Raw genomic sequence first — 15,750 nt, 5'->3', positions numbered from 1 at the left:
CTCACACCCGGGCGAAATCCAGCGAGGTCTCGTCGTCCACCGAGAGCGACAGCACGACGGTCTCGACAGCATCGTGGGCCTCGATCCGCCGCTCCACCTCCCGCAGCCGCCGGGCCACGTCGTGCTCGCGCGCATCGCCCGCGAGGTCGACCTCGGCGACGAGGAACAGCCGATTCGGCCCCACGTACTCGATGTGCAGGTAGGTGACCCGCTCGATCTCGTCCATGCCGAGGAGGGCCGTGCCCACCCGCGAGCGCAGTGCGGGGGACACCGACGTGCCCACGAGGAACGCGATGTTCCGCCCGATCAGGATCACGGCGACGACGCCGAGCAGGATCCCGACGAGGATCGACCCGATCGCATCCCACGCGGCGACGCCGGTGAGCTGGTGCAGGAGGATCGATCCGCCCGCCAGCACGAGGCCGATGAGGGCGGCGGAGTCCTCGAAGAACACCGCCCGGAGCGTGGTGTCGCTCGTCTCGAGCACGAAGTCCCACGTGGAGGACCCGCGTTCCTTGGCCAGCCGACGGGAGCGGACCATCGCCTGCGTGAACGACGCCCCCTCCAGCACGAAGGCGATGCCCAGCACGACATAGGCGACGACCGGGCTCTCCACGGGGCCGGTGTCGGACAGCTCCTGGATCCCGTGCATGATCGACACGATCGAGCCGGCGGTGAAGATGCCGAACGCGGCGATGAGAGACCAGACGAACGCGTTGCGGCCGTAGCCGAGCGGATGCCGGGCGTCCTTGGTCTTCGCGCCGCGCCGGTCGGCGATGAGCAGGAAGATCTCGTTCCCCGCGTCGGCCCAGGAGTGCGCGGCCTCCGCGACCATCGACGCGGACGAGGTGATGACGGCGGCGACCGTCTTCGCGATCGCGACGAGGATGTTGGCGAGGAAGGCGAGGACGACGGTCACCGGGTCAGGCTACTCCCGCCGGCCCCGCTCTTTCGCCGGGCACAGCTTCGGAGCCCCGCCGCGACTCGCCGCCGTCAGGGCCCGACGGCCGGCGTGTCGGCTCCGAGATCCGAAGTCGTGCACGGAGCGGACTCAGCGCGGTGCCTTCACGGGCAGCAGGAGGAGGAACCCGATGATGAGGACGATGACGATGCCGAGGATGCCGTAGGCGGTCTGACTCGTGGCGACGATCAGCACGGTCCAGGCGGCCGAGGCCATCCAGCTCGCCGCCCTGCCCGTCGTGGCGTAGAGGCCGAAGATCTCGCCTTCCCGTCCGGCCGGTGTGACGCGGGCGAGGAAGGACCGTGCCGCTGCCTGCGCCGGTCCCACGAAGGCGCAGAGCACGAGGCCGCCGATCCAGAACACGAGGGACCCGGCGTCGCGCAGCAGGAACACCGCGAGTCCGGCGACGATCATCGACCCGATCGAGCCGAGGATGATCCGCTTGGGGCCGAGGCGGTCGTCGAGGCGTCCGGCGATGATGGTCGAGACACCGGCGACGAGGTTCGCGGCGATGCCGAAGACGATGATGTCCTGGGTGCCGAACCGGAACACCGCGGTGCCGATGATGGCGCCGAACGCGAAGACGCCGCCGAGACCGTCGCGGAACACGGCGCTGGCGAGCAGGTACCAGAACGTCGACCGGGTCTGCGGGTCGCGGTAGAGGCCGATCACGTCCTGCACGAGCACGGCGTACGAACGGAAGAACCCGACCTTGCGCTCCGGCCGCCCGAGGGACGGCTCCGGCACGTTGAGGAAGATCGGGATGCTGAAGACGATCGCCCAGACGGCGCATCCCACCGCGATGAGCCGGTACGCGAGGCCGTTGTCGGTGGACATCCCGAACCAGTCGAGGGTGTCCAGCAGGACGACGATGACGAGGGCGATGATGCCGCCGAGGTAGCCGAAGCCCCAGCCGAGTCCGGAGATGCGGCCGACGTTCTTCGGGTTCGCGATGCCGATGAGCATGGCGTTGGAGTTCACCGCGGCGATCTCGCCGAACACGGAGCCGGCGGAGATCAGCGCGACGCCGAGCCAGAACAGGGCCGGCTGCGGCTCCACGAACCACAGCCCCAGCATGCAGAGGATGAGGGCGCCGGTGCCGATGCCCAGCCAGAGCTTCTGTCGTCCGGCCGCATCGGCGCGCTGACCGAGGACGGGGGCGAGCAGGAGGATGCCGAGGGCGGCGATCGTCGAACCCAGTCCGAGACCGGAGGCGAGGTCGGCCTCCGCGGCGACGCGGACCGGGTCGCTCGGGTCGAGGGCGGCGACCTCCGGCGGCAGGAATGAGGCGCTGACGAGGTACAGCGCGGTGAAGACGAACGTGAGGATGACGGTGTTGAACGGCTGCGTCGCCCAATCCCACAGCGCCCAGGAGTACACCTGTTTGCGGGGTGCGGGGGTGTCTCCGCGCAGCTCGAGTCCGACGACGGCAACGGCGCCGCTGTTCGCTGTCGCCACGGGCTCGGGGGCGCCCGCGGCGGGATCGGGTGAGGTCATGCTCGAAGTCTGGCCGCGGACGGTGAACGGCCGGTGACGGCGCGCCGTCACCGGCCCCGAGCGCGAGGCGGGGTCAGAGGGCGGGACCGCGACGGATCCGCACGGGTCCGCGGGCGTCGGCGATCCGGACCGGTTCGCCCTTCTGCGTGACGACCACGACGTCGCGGGAGGCGAGGTCCGCCGCGACACGGCGGACGTCGGGCATCCGGTCGCGCCATGCCTCGCCGCCGACCGCGCGGGCGACGTCGCTCGGGCAGATCGACGAGTCGGTGCGCTTCCTGGTGAGGGCGCGCATCGTCGCGGCGATCCGCTCCTCCGCCTGGGCTGCGGAGGGCTCCTCCCACCACGGCGCCCCCCGCTCGCCGAGCGCGGTCTTCGCATCCCGCACGCGACCGCGGGCGTCGGGCTCCGCGTTCTTGACCGCGCGCCGCGCGGCCATCAGCTCGTCCACGAGCTCCTGTCGCAGGTTCTCGGGGATCGACGGATCGGTGGCGCGCCACCGCCGGCCGTTCACGACGATGTGATGCCCGTCCGCCGTGCGCTCCGGTCCGGCCCCGTCGACGCTTCCGGTCTCCTCATCCGCCATGCCGCCATCCTCCGCCGTGCCCTCCCCCTTCCCCATCCCCTTGACGCCCCACCCCCCACCGCCCCCACCGCCCCCCGCGCCTCGTTCCGGCTCACTAACGCTCCGAAAACCCGCCCCCCAGGTCCGGAATCCATCCCCCGCCGAGGACCTCTCCCGACCGGAGTGCGAAAACGTGCCGCGAGCGCGACGGGGAGGAACGCGTTCGATCCCGGGACGGGCGGGACCGGACGGAGCGAGACGTGTGAGGACGGGGACCGGGACGGGGCGGGATGGAAAGGGACGGGAGGAGCTCAGTCCGTCCGGAGGGGGCGGAGGGTGCGGGCGTAGTCCTCCTTGAGCACCGCGAGGTGCAGCCACGCCTCGATCCGGGTCACGCCGGGGAGGGCGCGCAGCCGCTCGAGACTTGCGTACAGGGCTCCGGCTGAGGGCTCCACGAGGGTCGCGACGGCATCGAACCGCCCGAGGGTCCGCGCCGCGAAGTCGACGCCGCGCCCCCGCCGCAGTTCGTCGATCACGGCCTCGTCGTCGTCTCCGAGCGTCATGCCCACGCCCATCGAGAGCTGTCGATGCGCGAGCCCGCGGGCCTCCACGGCGCTGATCTTGATGACCCCGGCGTCGATGAGGCGCTGCACCCGGGTGGCGACAGCGCTGGGGGAGAGCCGCACCTGCTCGCCGAGCGCGCGGAAGCTCATCCGTCCGTCGGTCTGCAGGAGTTCGATGAGAGCCTCGTCGATCCCGTCGAGCGTCACCCCGCCGTGGTACTCCGAGACGAAGAACCCCTTGATCACGGTCGAGTAGATGATGGTGTTGATGTCGAGCACCCCGGCGCTCCCGCGGATGCGCGCGAGCAGGTCGTGGAGCTCCGACATCGACCCCACCCGCACCTCCGTGACGATGTCGTGCGCGCCGCCGACCGCCGACACCAGGACGGTCTCGGACATGTCGCGCAGGTGCTCGGCGACCACCTCGACGGCGCCGTCGGTCCGGATCGACACGTGTGCGAGGACGTGCTGGCCGAGGAACACCGGGTCGACGGCCGCGACCACTCGCACCGTGCGGTCGCCGAGCAGGGTGCGCAGGCGTGCCGCCACGATGGCGCGGGACTGGCCGACGCGCTCGGCGAGGGAGAGGATGCTGGCGCGGCCGTCTTCCTGCAGTGCCCGGATGAGTTCCGCGTCGAAGTCCATGTCCGATCCGATTCCGTCGATTTCCCCGCAGTGCACGGTGGTCCGTGCAGAACCTCAGCGTAGAGCGCGTTGAGGCAGAGAGGAAGGCCCGCTGTGCGCGGTACTGTCGACAGACCTCCAGTGAATGACGCGTACGGCTGGAGTTCTGCCCTTGCTCACGGTGCTCCACGTCCGTAGCATCCTTCGCTATCCGACACCATCCGCGAAGGAGCGGGTCCATGACCACTACCCCCACCCCCCGAAGCGGCGTACACAGCCGCGCACGCCGCGCCGGCATCGCCGCCTTCGTCGGCACCACCATCGAGTGGTACGACTTCTACGTCTACGCCACGGCCGCCGCCCTCGTCTTCGGCCCGCTGTTCTTCCCGAGCGACGACCCCCTGGCCGAGACCGCCGCGGCCTTCGCGACGTTCGCGGTCGCCTTCCTCGTCCGCCCCCTCGGCGGCATCGTCTTCGGGCACATCGGCGACAAGCTCGGCCGGCGTGTCTCGCTCGTCATCACGCTGCTGCTGATGGGCGCGGCGACCGTCCTCGTCGGCTGCCTCCCGACGTACGAGAACATCGGCATCCTCGCGCCCATCCTCCTCATCCTGCTCCGCGCCATCCAGGGCCTCGCGGTCGGCGGCGAATGGGGCGGCGCGGTGCTCATGAGCGTCGAGCACGCTCCCGAGAAGTCGAAGACCTTCTACGGCGGCTTCACCCAGCTCGGCAACCCGGCCGGTGCCCTCCTCGCCTCCGGCATCTTCGCGATCATGGCCCGCGGCGGCGACACGTTCATCATCGACGGCGGCTGGCGCATCCCGTTCCTGCTGTCCATCGTGCTGATCGCCGTCGGCCTCTGGGTCCGGTATCGCGTCGAGGAGTCGCCGGTCTTCGAGGAGAAGATCGAGGGTCGCAAGCAGTCCATGCCGCTGGCCTTCGCCCTCCGTGTCAACTGGAAGCCGATCCTCCTCGGCATCGGCATCCTGCCCATCTCCACCGGCGGCTACTACCTGGCCACCACCTTCGCCACCGCCTACGCGACCGGCGAGCCCATCGCGATCAGCGAGCAGGTCATCCTCGACGCGATGACCCTGGCCTCGTTCGTGGAGTTCGTGGTGACGCTGCCGGTCGCCTGGCTCGGCGACAAGTGGGGCCGCAAGAACGTCATGTACATCGGTCTCATCACCTCCGTGCTGACCTTCGCCCCCTTCCTGCTGCTGATGCCCGGACGCGTGGAGCCGTTGATTTTCCTCTTCGCCTCGCTGGTGCGCATCGCGATGAGCGCGACCTACGCGCCGATCGCGGCGATCCTCGCGCAGATGTTCCGTCCGCAGGCCCGCTACACGTCGATCGCGCTGGCCTACGGTGTCGGCGCTGCGATCTGGGCCGGGTTCTCGCCCTGGTTCGCCACCCAGCTCATCGCCTGGACCGGGAGCGTCTGGTCGGTCATCGCGATGTTCGTGGGCATGGCGGTCATCGCGGGGATCTGCACGCGCCTCGCGCCGCAGCACTCCGACGAGGCTCCGGTCACGGCCTCGTTCACCGCCCGAACCGACACCACGGCGAACCGCCTGCCCTGACCGGCCCCTTCCCCGTACGACACCACCGCGAACAGGCTCCCCATGAGAAAGCTCACTCCCTTCGACCGCTCGGCCCAGGCCGCTCCCGCCCTCATCACCGCGCGGGCGATCCACACGGCGGACGCCTCCGACACAACGGCGACCGCGATGCTGACCGACCGGGGGCGCATCGTCGCCCTCGGCACGGCGGCGGAGTGCGAGGACGTGGCGGCGCGGGCGGGCCTCACCCCGGAGCGCGTCGACCTGGGGGAGGCGGTCGTCGTGCCCGGCTTCGTGGACGCACACGCGCATCCGCTGATGTTCGGGCAGATGATGACGTGGGTGGACTGCGGCCCCGAGAAGGCGGGGAGCATCCCGGAGATCGTGGCCCTGCTGAAGGCCGCGGCCGCCGACCTCCCCGCCGGACGCCCGGTGCGCGGCTACGGCTACGAGCAGCGCAACCTCGCCGAGAAGCGGCACCCCACCCGCTTCGAGCTCGACGAGGTGGCCGCCGACCGCGAGGTGTACCTCATGAACGCCTCCGGTCACGGCGGCGTGGTGAACTCGTACACGCTCGACCTCAACGGCGTCGACCGGGACACCCCGAACCCGGACGGCGGCGAGTTCTTCCGCGACGCCGATGGTGAGCTGACGGGTGAACTCTCGGATGCGGCGTGCAACATCCTCACCGGCGTGCACGGGGTGAAGATCGGCCATCACGGCCCGAACTTCCACCTCGCGGACGAGCCGGAGGAGCACCTGCGGCAGCTCGACGCGGCGACGCAGCGGTTCCTCGCGGGCGGCGTCACCTCGATCGGCGACTGCCAGGTCACGCGGCGCGAGTTCGACATGTACCTGCGGCTGGCCGAGGCCGGGCGGCTCGAGCTTCGGGTGTCGATGTATCTGCTGTCGCACCTGCTCGACGAGGCGCTGGAGATGGGGCTGGTCGGGCAGTTCGGCAACGCGCACCTGAGCTTCGCCGGCATCAAGTTCTACGCCGACGGCACCCTCGGCGGCTGGACCGCGTACTTCCCGGACGGCTACGTCGGCGACCCCTGCCGCACCGGCCAGCTCTACCACGAGCCCGCCGACTACGCGGAGCTCATCCGCAAGGCGCATGCGGCCGGGCTGCAGACCGCGACGCACGCCCAGTCGCCCACCGCGATCGAGATGGTCGTGTCGGCGGTCGAGGCGGCCCTTGCGGAGCGTCCGGACGCCGACGCCCGGCACCGCATCGAGCACTGCGGCCTGCCCACGCCCGCACAGATCGAGCGGATGGCGGTCGCCGGCATCCGTCCCGTCAACCAGACCCAGCACTACTTCAACTGGGGCGAGGGTGTGGAGGAGGCCATCGGCACCCCCGGCGAGCGCTTCAACCCCCTCGGGGAGTTCGAGCGCGCCGGCGTGCCCATGACGATCTCCTCGGATGCCCCGGTCGCCGAGCCCATCCCCCTGGAGGCGATCCAGACCGCGGTCACCCGGGTCACTCGTCGCGGACACCAGCTCGGCCCGGACGACCTGCGCATCTCCGCGATCGCGGCGCTCCGAGCGCACACGATCGAGGGCGCGGAGTCGATCGGACGGGAGGACGACCTCGGCTCGCTGGAGCCGGGCAAGTACGCCGACTTCGCGGTGCTCTCGGGCGACCCGCTCGCGGTGCCTGCCGAGGAGATCGCGGCGATCGAGGTCCGTGAGACCTGGGTCGACGGCGTCCGTCGTCACGCGATGTGAGGATGACACGATGAGCACCGACATCAGCGGAGACGACCGGTACGCCGACACCGCGGGCCGCGCGGTCCTGGAGACCATCCGCGGCTACGGGGTCACTGCGATCTTCGGCATCCCCGGCACGCACAACCTGGAGTTCTACCGCCCCCTCGCCGACCTCGGCATCCGCGCCGTGACGAACCGCCATGAGCAGGGATCGGGGTACGGCGCCGACGGCTGGTCCCAGCAGACCGGCCTTCCCGGTGTGGTGATCACCACCTCCGGTCCCGGCCTGCAGAACGCGATGAGCGCCATCGGCACCGCGTTCTGCGAGTCGCGACCACTCATCGTCCTGTCCCCGGGCGTGCCGCTCGGGGCGGAGTTCGCCGACGTCGGCACGTTGCACGAGACGAAGGACGCCACGGCCATGGTCGGTGCGATCGCCGAGTGGTCGCGGCGGGTGTCGTCCGCGGCGGAGGCGGTGCAGGCCGTGCACGACGCGTTCCACCTCTTCCGCACCGGCCGCCCCCGACCCGTGCACATCGAGATCCCGCTCGACGTGCTGGAGGGGACCGCCGAGGTGCCCGCGGAGGACCGGAGGCCGCGGTCGATGCCCGACCGCATCTCCGGAGACCCGATCGCGCTCGCGGAGGCCGCCCGACTGCTGTCCGCCGCCCGCACCCCGGTGATCGTCGCCGGAGGGGGCGCGGTGGACGCCGCGCACCAGATCGTCGCGGTGGCCGAGCGGCTCGGCGCCCCCGTGCTCACGACCCTGAACGGCAAGGCCGTGCTCGACGAGCGGCATCCGCTGTCGCTCGGATCGAACCTGCGTCTGGCCGCCGCCCGCGCCGTGGCCGAGGACGCCGACGTGCTCCTCGTGATCGGCTCGAAGCTGGGCGAGGCGGAGCTCTGGGCACCGCGGCTCGAGGCGCGCGGTGCGGTGATCCGCATCGACATCTCCCCGGGGCAGCGCGACAAGAACCTCGCGGCGACCGTCGGCCTCACGGGAGACGCGGCCGCGGTGACCGACGCCCTTCTCCCGTTGCTGCCAGACGCCACGCACCCCGCTCGGGACCTCACGGTCGAGCGGGCCGCGATCGCGGCCGAGTCGCGGGAGACCGCGCCGGACACCGTCGCGCTCGCCGAGGTCATCGCCGACGCCCTCCCCGCCGACGCGATCATCGCGGGCGACTCCTCCCAGATCGTCTATCTGGCGCTCGGCAGCGTGCTGCGGCAGGAGCATCCGCATTCCCTCCTCTACACGCCGACCTACGCCACGCTCGGCTACGGCCTCCCCGCCGCGATCGGTGCGGCGGTCGCGCAGACGGAGCGCCCCGTCGTCACCGTCATCGGCGACGGCGCCCTGATGTTCTGCGTGAACGAGCTCGCCACCGCCGTCGAGCAGCGCCTCGACGTCACGGTGGTCTGTGTGGACAACGGCGGGTACGCCGAGATCCGGCAGAACGAGCTCGACCGCGGCATGACCCCGGTGGGCGTCGACCTCGTGCAGCCGGACTGGGCCGCCCTGGCCACCGCGCTCGGGGCGACCGGGCGACGGGTGGCATCGCGCGCCGACATCGCCCCGAGCATCCGCGCAGCCATCGCCGACGGCGGGGTGCAGCTCGTGCACATCCCGCAGCACGCCCTCTGAGACCCACCTCCCGACGAACAGGAACGAGAAATGACCGACAACATCGGCCCCGTCGACGCCTCCGTGAACCCGCGGTACTCCGGCATCGCCACCTTCGCCCGCCTGCCCCGCATCGAGGACGTGCCGCGCGCCGACATCGCCGTGGTCGGCATCCCGTTCGACTCCGGCGTGAGCTATCGTCCCGGCACCCGTTTCGGCCCGTCCCACGTGCGGGAGTCGTCCCGGCTGCTGCGGCCCTACAACCCCGCGCAGGACGTATCGCCGTTCCAGCTCGCCCAGGTGGTGGATGCGGGGGACATCCCGGTGAATCCCTTCGACCTCACCGAGGCCGTGACCGAGGTCGAGCGCGCGGCGCTGGCGCTCGGCGAGCAGGTGCAGCGCATCGTCACGATCGGCGGCGACCACACCGTGGCCCTCCCCCTGCTGCGCGCGGTGGCCGCGAAGCACGGTCCCGTCGCCGTCCTCCACTTCGACGCCCACCTGGACACGTGGGACACCTACTTCGGCGCCCCCATCACGCACGGCACCCCCTTCCGCCGCGCGAGCGAGGAGGGACTGATCGACCTCACCGCGAGCTGCCACGTCGGCACCCGCGGACCCCTGTACTCGAAGCAGGACCTCGAGGACGACGAGCGCCTCGGCTTCTCCATCGTCTCCAGCGAGTACATCGAGGAACACGGGGTGGAGGCCGCGATCGACCGCATCCTCACCCGCATCGGCGACAAGCCGCTGTACGTCTCGATCGACATCGACGTGCTCGATCCCGCGCACGCGCCCGGCACGGGGACCCCCGAGGCCGGTGGGCTCACGAGCCGCGAGCTGCTGCGCATCCTCCGTGCCCTGCGCGAGCGGGACATCGTCGGCGCGGACGTCGTGGAGGTGTCGCCCGCGTACGATCACGCCCAGATGACCGGGATCGCCGCGAGCCATGTCGTCTACGAGCTGGTGACCCTTCTGGCGGCCCGCCTCGCCTCCTGACCGCAGGGGTCAGAAGAGGGTCCCGAGGAGGTCAGCGAACAGGGCCTCGGCGTCGCACTGCACCCGCCGCCGCGTGAACCAGTCGCACACGTTGACGCAGTCGCGGTGCAGCAGGTCGAGGCCCTGCGGATTCGCGATCACGTCGACGATCTGCGGCAGGTCGATAACCCGCACGCACCCCTCGTGCACGAGGAGGTTGTAGGCGGAGAGGTCGCCGTGCGCGAAGCCCGCGGTGGCGAAGACCCGCATGAGCTCGACCACCTGCGCGAAGTACTCCTGCAGTTCGGCGTTCGACCCGCGCACTTGCGCGAGCCGGGGTGCCGCGATGCCCCGGTCGTCGCCGAGGAACTCCATGAGCACCTCGGTGCCGCTGACCTGCACGGGATAGGGGACCGGGGCGCCGCGCTCCCACATCCGGCACAGGGCCTCGAACTCCGCGAGCGACCACTGGGCTGCGGCGACCTCCCGTCCGTGGGCGGTCTTCTTGGCGAGGGCGCGGGTGTCGCGGGTGTTCCGCGTGCTGCGCCCCTCGGTGTAGACCGCGGAGCGCTGGAAGCTCCGGTTCTCGATGCCGCGGTAGCGCTTGGCAGCGAGGAGCGTGCGCTGCGCGGGGTCGTCGGGCACGGCGCGCTCCAGCAGGAACACGTCGGCCTCCTTGCCGGTCTTCAGGATGCCGAGCTCGGTGTCCAGGGCGCCGGCGGAGGTCACGACCCACGCGGGGCGCGGTTCCGGCCCGCGCTCGGTGGGGGTGGATGACGGCCAGGTCGTCCAGCGCTGGTTGGCGCCGGGCTCGACCTCGGCGAAGGAGAGGGCGGTCTCGAGGGAATCGAAGGAGGTGGCGTCGAAGGACGCGGCTTCCGAGGAAGCGGGGGATTCGGTCACGGTGTGGCTCCGGGAAGGGAGGCCACGCGGCGATCAGGAGCGGGTGGCCTCGAAGGGAAGGTGGTCGGCGAAAGGCGCGACGACGACAGCGTTCATCTCATCGCCTCCTTCGCTCGGGCTTCCCGGGCGCTTCCCGGTGCGTCGTCGAGCCTAGGGGGTCCGATCGGAGGTTGTCCAGGGCCGGACGATCGGTCGGATGCGGCGGACGACCGGTCGGGCGCGGCCCCGTTCCCGTTGCGAGTCTGGAAGCATGACCACGACCGCCCCCGTCCCGACCCTGCCGACGACCCGCGCCGATCGCATCCGCTACGGAGGCCTCATCGCCCTCATGGTGATGGGGTTCCTGCTGGTGACCGCCGAGTTCCTCCCCAACGGGGTGCTCACCGAGATGGCGGACGGCCTCGGGGTGACCCCCGGGCAGGCCGGGCAGACCGTCACCGTCACGGCTCTCGTCGGACTCTTCGTCGCCCCGACCGTCGGCCTCGTGTTCCCCCGTCTGGACCGCCGATCGCTGCTGGTGTGGATGGCGCTCGCCGCGGCCGTGTCGAACCTCATCGTCGCGATCGCGCCGAACCTCGTCGTCGTGCTGCTGGCACGCTTCCTGCTGGGAGCGGCGATCAGCGCCTACTGGACGATGTCGATCACGGTCGCCGCGCGGCTCGCGGGGCCCGAGCATCTCGGTCGCGGGGTGATGTTCACCTCAGCCGGGGTCTCCCTCGCCACGGTCGCCGGTGTGCCGCTGGGGGTCATGCTGAGCGAGGTCGTCGACTGGCGTGCCGTGTTCGCGATCGCGGGAGTGCTGATGGTGGTGCTCGCCGTCGCGTTGCGGTGGGCGCTGCCGACCGTTCCGGCCGAGCGCGCGTCGAGCCTCCGTCTGCTCGTCGACACGGTACGGCGGCCCGGCATCGGCCTCGGCATGGTCGGACACGTCCTCGTCGTGCTCGGCCACTTCCTCGCCTACACCTACGTCCGCCTCGCGCTGGAGCGCATCCCGGACGTGGACGCCTCGACGATCGTCGTGCTGCTGGCGCTGTTCGGTGTCGGAGGCCTTCTCGGTAACCTCTCCATCGGCCTCGTGATCGACCGCTCCTTCGCCTTCTTCGCGGTGTTCGCGCCGCTGGTGATCTCGGCCGCCGTGCTGTCGATGGTGCTCTTCTCCGGATCGATCATCGGGATCGGCGCGGTCGTGCTCCTCTGGGGGTTCTTCTTCTCGTCGTGGCTGATCGTCGTGAACACCTGGGTGGGCCACCGCATGCCGGACCGCCTGGAGGCCGGGGGGAGCCTCGTGGTCGTCGGGTTCCAGGGCGCGATCACGCTCGCGGCCGGCGTCGGTGGGCTCCTCGTCGACACCCTGAGCGTCGAGCTCGTCTACACGATCGGCGCGGTCTCGCTCCTCGCCGGCGCCGTGCTGTTCGGCCTCTCCAACCGCCGCAGCTCCCGCTCCTGACCCCTGCTCCTGACCCCTGGTTGCCCGGGCACAACTTCGGAGCCGGCCGCCGACACGCCGTCGCCTCGGGCTTCGGAGCCGGCGTGTCGCCCCGGGTCTCCGAAGTTGTGCCCGCCCCGAGGCTGGGGCGAGGTCGTGGGATCAGGCAGATCAGGCAGGCACGAGGGAGTGCGAGCCGCGCCAGGAGGACGGGGTCATGCCCGTGCGGCGACGGAACGCGCGGCTGAACCCCTCGTCCGAGGCGTAGCCGAGCTCGCGCGAGACGTTCGACACGGATTGCCCGGCCTGGAGCATCCGCTTCGCGGCGTCGATGCGCACCTCGGTGACGTAGTCGGCGGGGGAGCGGCCGACGGCGAGACGGAACCGCTCCGCGAAGGCCGACCGTGACATGGCGCCGACAGCGGCCAGGCGTTCGACGGTCCAGTCCCGGCCCGGCTGCTCGTGGATGGCGTCCACGACGCGGTCGAGGAAGGGGTCCTTCGACAGCGAGGGCCATCCGGCGGGCGCACAGCCGTTGGCCGCCCAGGCGCGGATCACCGAGAGCAGCACGGTGGTCGCCATCATCCGGCAGATCAGCGGGTCGCCCTGGCGCACGGGGCACGCGGCCGCGTCGACGATCCCCATGTTCTCGGCGAGGGCGGCGGCGGCCGGCTCCAGCGCGTCGAACCCGGTCACCGTGAGGAAGGGCGGCAGGAGTGCCGGGAGGGGAGACGCGGTGTCCGCGAGCTCGATGTCGACGGCGAGGAGTGCAGTCTCGACGGCGGCCTCCAGTGCGAAGGTGTCGCCGCGGAGCAGCAGGAAGGCATCGCCGGTGACGAGGCGGTCTCGGCGGCCGGGCTCCTCGAGTGTGAGCTGCTGCGACGAGCGGTCCACGTCGAGATGGCAGCCCGTTCCGAGCGGCGGATGCCCGTGCACGGCGCCGTCGGCGATGTAGACGAGGGTGATCCGGCCGGGGGTCAGCGGCAGCAGTCCCCCGCGGCCCAGCTGCACCCGACGGGCGATCCCCACGCGCAGGTCCACCGTGCCGAGCACAGAGGACAGCGCATCCGCATCCACCGTCACCATGCCTTCGGCAACGTCGCCTGCTGTCCCCCTATTCCCCTTCGAGTCGCTCACCTTGCTCCATTCCGGCGGCGGATGGGGCAAAGTGGGCGATTCGAAGCGGGATACGCTGGAGGGGTACCCCACCCGAGGAGTTCCGTGTTCCGCACCCCTGGCCGCCTGTACCGTGTCCTCGCGATCGCGGAGGCGATCACCTGGACCATCCTCATCGCCGCGATCATCGCCCGCGCCGTCGGAGCCCCCGGAGTCGTGGTGACGGTCGGCGGCGGCATCCACGGGGTCGTGTTCCTCGCCTATGCCGCGACCGCCGTCCTCGTCGCGCTCAACCAGCGGTGGCACCCGGGGGTCGGGGTGCTCGCGGTCGTCAGCGCCGTCGTCCCGTACGCGACCATCCCGATGGAGATCTGGCTGCACCGCACCGGTCGTCTCCGGGGTGACTGGCGTCTCGACGCGTCCGACGACCCGCGTGACCACCGCTGGTACGACCGCCTGATGCGCTGGTTCCTGCGTCGCCCCTGGGTGCTCGCGGTGCTGCTCGTCGTGGGAATCGTCGCGCTGTACGTGATCCTCCTGCTGGTCGGCCCGCCCGGGGGCAAGTGACCCCGATCCCGAACGGCGCGACGCCCGAAGGATGTGGCGCCCTAAGGGATCGGCGTCGATGCCGTCGCGCCGGGAACGCCGGCGGCGTCGAGAGCGGTGCGCAACGCGGAGACTCCCGTGTAGTGGTGCGTGGTCATGCCGAGCGTCCGTGCGCCGCTGAGCTTCCCCGGCGAATCGTCGAGGAACAAGACCTCCTCCGGCGCGACGGCGAGGTCGGCGACCACGTGTCGGAACGCCTGGACATCCGGCTTGGCGTATCCGATGTCCGCGGAGTTGAACACGCGATCGAAGTGCGCGGCGATGCCGCTGTCGTGAAGCTCCTCGGCTATGGTGTCCGTGCCGTTCGTGAGGATGGCGCACATCATCCCGTGAGAGCGCAGCTCGTCGACGAGCGCGAGCACGTCCGGGTCGGCGGCGAACGGTGTGCGTCCCCATTCCCGCGCGGCGGCTGCGGATCCCGCGGCCTCGCCGACTCGGACCATCCACTCCTCGCGAGTGAGGTTCCCCGTGATGACCGCGTCGATCAACGGTGACGCGAACGCGATGCGGGCGATCATCCCGGCCGGAAGTCCGTGCCGCGCCTCCAGGTCGGGGTCGTGGAGGAAGTGACGGACGACCCCGTCGAGGTCGAAGAGCACGGCACGGATCATGCCCCCATCCTGCCCGCAGGTCGTGCGCCTCGTCAGCGGCGCGCGACGGGCTGCTGGAGTTCCGTGACCCAGTCGGACTGGTCGTCTCCCACGGCGCGGACGTACAGCTCCCGACAGGGCCCGGCATGGATGAGGCCGCGCGCGACGACCTCGGTGTGGATCGCGTGCCAGCTCTCGGCGATCCGCTCCATCGAGCCGAGGTGCACCCCGCAGACCGCGTCCTCCTCAGCGGGGAGCTCGACGATCTCGATCCCGTCGGCGGCCGGACCGGTATACGAGTACCCGGCGATGACCTCCATCCCGTCCGGCAGCGTCCGGTACAGGGCGATCGGGGTGGTGAGAGAGCCGCATTCGTCTCCGATGACCTCTGCCACGGCGTCGAAGGCCGGTCCCACGACCTCCGCGATCGCCGGCTGCTCGGCGACGACGGAGCGGACGGCGGCCAGACGCACGGCGGGGAGGGGCTTCTGGACGATCTCAATCTGCGACATGTGCTTCTCCTTCTCGATGAGGTGGAGGCGCCGTTCCACATCGACGAGTCGCGCGGCCGCGAGCCGGTGCTCCTGCTCCACCTCGGCGCGCCGGACGCGCAGAAGCGCCGCGATCCGGTCGGCGTCGACGCCCTGGGCGAGGATCGCCGAGATGTCGTCGAGACCGAAGCCGAGCTGACGCAGGGCGACGATCCGGTGCAGGCGCTCGAGCTGCGCCGGATCGTACGACCGGTAGCCGGTGAACTCGTCCACGTGGGCGGGGACGAGCAGCCCGGCCGTGTCCCAGTGCCGGAGCATCCGGTGGGTCACCTGGCCGATCTGCGCGAACGCTCCGATGGACAACATGTCTCAGTTCTCCCGTCTGACACCGTGTGAGAGTCAAGCATGGCGGCTCGCGGCCACTGAGGCGGACCGGGCTCGGCGTGATCGCCGTGGCGCGCACTGCATCCCGGCATATCGTTTCTCCACCTGAACTGGGGTTTCAATGTCGGTGGTGCCTGCTTCACTCGG

At 71.0% G+C, this 15,750-nt stretch carries 14 protein-coding genes; 6 read left to right on the top strand and 8 right to left on the bottom strand.

What is annotated here, in order from left to right:
* Nucleotide 1 precedes the first annotated feature (1 nt).
* The 4 genes from ACIGJI_RS14475 to ACIGJI_RS14460 form a co-directional block, all read right to left on the bottom strand.
* A complete protein-coding gene (locus ACIGJI_RS14475; RefSeq protein WP_187662667.1) occupies nucleotides 2–919 on the bottom strand; it encodes a cation diffusion facilitator family transporter in 918 nt (305 codons plus the stop codon).
* Between the two features lie 132 nt (nucleotides 920–1,051).
* A complete protein-coding gene (locus ACIGJI_RS14470) occupies nucleotides 1,052–2,458 on the bottom strand; it encodes an MFS transporter (RefSeq protein ID WP_363446194.1) in 1,407 nt (468 codons plus the stop codon).
* A gap of 73 nt (nucleotides 2,459–2,531) precedes the next feature.
* Nucleotides 2,532–3,044 carry a DUF3253 domain-containing protein gene (locus tag ACIGJI_RS14465; protein WP_363446196.1) on the bottom strand — a complete coding sequence of 171 codons (513 nt, stop codon included), beginning with the start codon at nucleotides 3,042–3,044 and terminating at the stop codon, nucleotides 2,532–2,534.
* Between the two features lie 290 nt (nucleotides 3,045–3,334).
* Entirely contained in the window at nucleotides 3,335–4,231 is an 897-nt protein-coding gene (locus tag ACIGJI_RS14460) for an Lrp/AsnC family transcriptional regulator (RefSeq protein ID WP_187662664.1), read from the bottom strand.
* 218 nt (nucleotides 4,232–4,449) lie between these two features.
* Between ACIGJI_RS14460 and ACIGJI_RS14455 the strand changes: the two genes are divergently transcribed.
* Genes ACIGJI_RS14455 through speB form a run of 4 tightly spaced genes read left to right on the top strand, consistent with a single transcriptional unit; the run spans nucleotide 4,450 to nucleotide 10,108 of the window.
* Nucleotides 4,450–5,793 carry an MFS transporter gene (locus tag ACIGJI_RS14455; protein WP_187662663.1) on the top strand — a complete coding sequence of 448 codons (1,344 nt, stop codon included), beginning with the start codon at nucleotides 4,450–4,452 and terminating at the stop codon, nucleotides 5,791–5,793.
* A 42-nt stretch (nucleotides 5,794–5,835) separates the two neighbouring features.
* Complete coding sequence (locus ACIGJI_RS14450; protein ID WP_363446198.1) at nucleotides 5,836–7,503, top strand: amidohydrolase; 1,668 nt, start codon at nucleotides 5,836–5,838, stop codon at nucleotides 7,501–7,503.
* Between the two features lie 10 nt (nucleotides 7,504–7,513).
* On the top strand, nucleotides 7,514–9,130 hold the full coding sequence (locus ACIGJI_RS14445; RefSeq protein WP_363446200.1) for a thiamine pyrophosphate-dependent enzyme: 1,617 nt from the start codon (nucleotides 7,514–7,516) through the stop codon (nucleotides 9,128–9,130).
* 30 nt (nucleotides 9,131–9,160) lie between these two features.
* Nucleotides 9,161–10,108 (top strand): agmatinase, encoded by a 948-nt coding sequence (speB, locus tag ACIGJI_RS14440; protein WP_292794712.1) that lies wholly within the window; start codon nucleotides 9,161–9,163, stop codon nucleotides 10,106–10,108.
* A 9-nt stretch (nucleotides 10,109–10,117) separates the two neighbouring features.
* Here the strand turns inward: speB and ACIGJI_RS14435 are convergent, their stop codons facing one another.
* On the bottom strand, nucleotides 10,118–10,990 hold the full coding sequence (locus tag ACIGJI_RS14435; RefSeq protein ID WP_292794710.1) for a serine protein kinase RIO: 873 nt from the start codon (nucleotides 10,988–10,990) through the stop codon (nucleotides 10,118–10,120).
* A 250-nt stretch (nucleotides 10,991–11,240) separates the two neighbouring features.
* Between ACIGJI_RS14435 and ACIGJI_RS14430 the strand changes: the two genes are divergently transcribed.
* A complete protein-coding gene (locus ACIGJI_RS14430) occupies nucleotides 11,241–12,437 on the top strand; it encodes an MFS transporter (RefSeq protein WP_187662658.1) in 1,197 nt (398 codons plus the stop codon).
* A gap of 150 nt (nucleotides 12,438–12,587) precedes the next feature.
* Here ACIGJI_RS14430 and ACIGJI_RS14425 read toward each other — a convergent pair whose 3' ends face one another.
* Nucleotides 12,588–13,502, bottom strand: coding sequence for an AraC family transcriptional regulator (locus tag ACIGJI_RS14425; protein ID WP_363446202.1), 915 nt, complete (start codon nucleotides 13,500–13,502; stop codon nucleotides 12,588–12,590).
* Between the two features lie 135 nt (nucleotides 13,503–13,637).
* On the opposite strand from ACIGJI_RS14425, the gene ACIGJI_RS14420 reads away from it, so the two are divergent.
* The gene (locus ACIGJI_RS14420; RefSeq protein ID WP_366244334.1) at nucleotides 13,638–14,099 is read left to right on the top strand and encodes a DUF3817 domain-containing protein; all 462 of its coding nucleotides are present in this window, start codon (nucleotides 13,638–13,640) and stop codon (nucleotides 14,097–14,099) included.
* Between the two features lie 41 nt (nucleotides 14,100–14,140).
* Here the strand turns inward: ACIGJI_RS14420 and ACIGJI_RS14415 are convergent, their stop codons facing one another.
* A complete protein-coding gene (locus ACIGJI_RS14415) occupies nucleotides 14,141–14,749 on the bottom strand; it encodes an HAD-IA family hydrolase (RefSeq protein WP_363446204.1) in 609 nt (202 codons plus the stop codon).
* Between the two features lie 32 nt (nucleotides 14,750–14,781).
* Nucleotides 14,782–15,585, bottom strand: a complete 804-nt coding sequence (locus ACIGJI_RS14410) for a MerR family transcriptional regulator (RefSeq protein ID WP_366244335.1) — start codon at nucleotides 15,583–15,585, stop codon at nucleotides 14,782–14,784.
* Nucleotides 15,586–15,750 lie beyond the last annotated feature (165 nt).

Source organism: Microbacterium sp. NPDC064978 (genome assembly GCF_044543605.1).
Classification (GTDB): domain Bacteria; phylum Actinomycetota; class Actinomycetes; order Actinomycetales; family Microbacteriaceae; genus Microbacterium; species Microbacterium meiriae.
Note: the sequence above shows the minus strand (reverse complement) of the source record. Positions and strands in the feature narration are given on the sequence as shown.

What these genes read in the sequence shown, in the direction of transcription:
- ACIGJI_RS14460 (WP_187662664.1), bottom strand. Translation starts at nt 4,231, where the DNA reads ATGGACTTCGACGCGGAACTCATCCGGGCACTGCAGGAAGACGGCCGC.
- ACIGJI_RS14410 (WP_366244335.1), bottom strand. Translation starts at nt 15,585, where the DNA reads ATGTTGTCCATCGGAGCGTTCGCGCAGATCGGCCAGGTGACCCACCGG.
- ACIGJI_RS14430 (WP_187662658.1), top strand. Translation starts at nt 11,241, where the DNA reads ATGACCACGACCGCCCCCGTCCCGACCCTGCCGACGACCCGCGCCGAT.
- speB (WP_292794712.1), top strand. Translation starts at nt 9,161, where the DNA reads ATGACCGACAACATCGGCCCCGTCGACGCCTCCGTGAACCCGCGGTAC.
- ACIGJI_RS14425 (WP_363446202.1), bottom strand. Translation starts at nt 13,502, where the DNA reads ATGGTGACGGTGGATGCGGATGCGCTGTCCTCTGTGCTCGGCACGGTG.
- ACIGJI_RS14470 (WP_363446194.1), bottom strand. Translation starts at nt 2,458, where the DNA reads ATGACCTCACCCGATCCCGCCGCGGGCGCCCCCGAGCCCGTGGCGACA.
- ACIGJI_RS14445 (WP_363446200.1), top strand. Translation starts at nt 7,514, where the DNA reads ATGAGCACCGACATCAGCGGAGACGACCGGTACGCCGACACCGCGGGC.
- ACIGJI_RS14455 (WP_187662663.1), top strand. Translation starts at nt 4,450, where the DNA reads ATGACCACTACCCCCACCCCCCGAAGCGGCGTACACAGCCGCGCACGC.
- ACIGJI_RS14450 (WP_363446198.1), top strand. Translation starts at nt 5,836, where the DNA reads ATGAGAAAGCTCACTCCCTTCGACCGCTCGGCCCAGGCCGCTCCCGCC.
- ACIGJI_RS14415 (WP_363446204.1), bottom strand. Translation starts at nt 14,749, where the DNA reads ATGATCCGTGCCGTGCTCTTCGACCTCGACGGGGTCGTCCGTCACTTC.
- ACIGJI_RS14465 (WP_363446196.1), bottom strand. Translation starts at nt 3,044, where the DNA reads ATGGCGGATGAGGAGACCGGAAGCGTCGACGGGGCCGGACCGGAGCGC.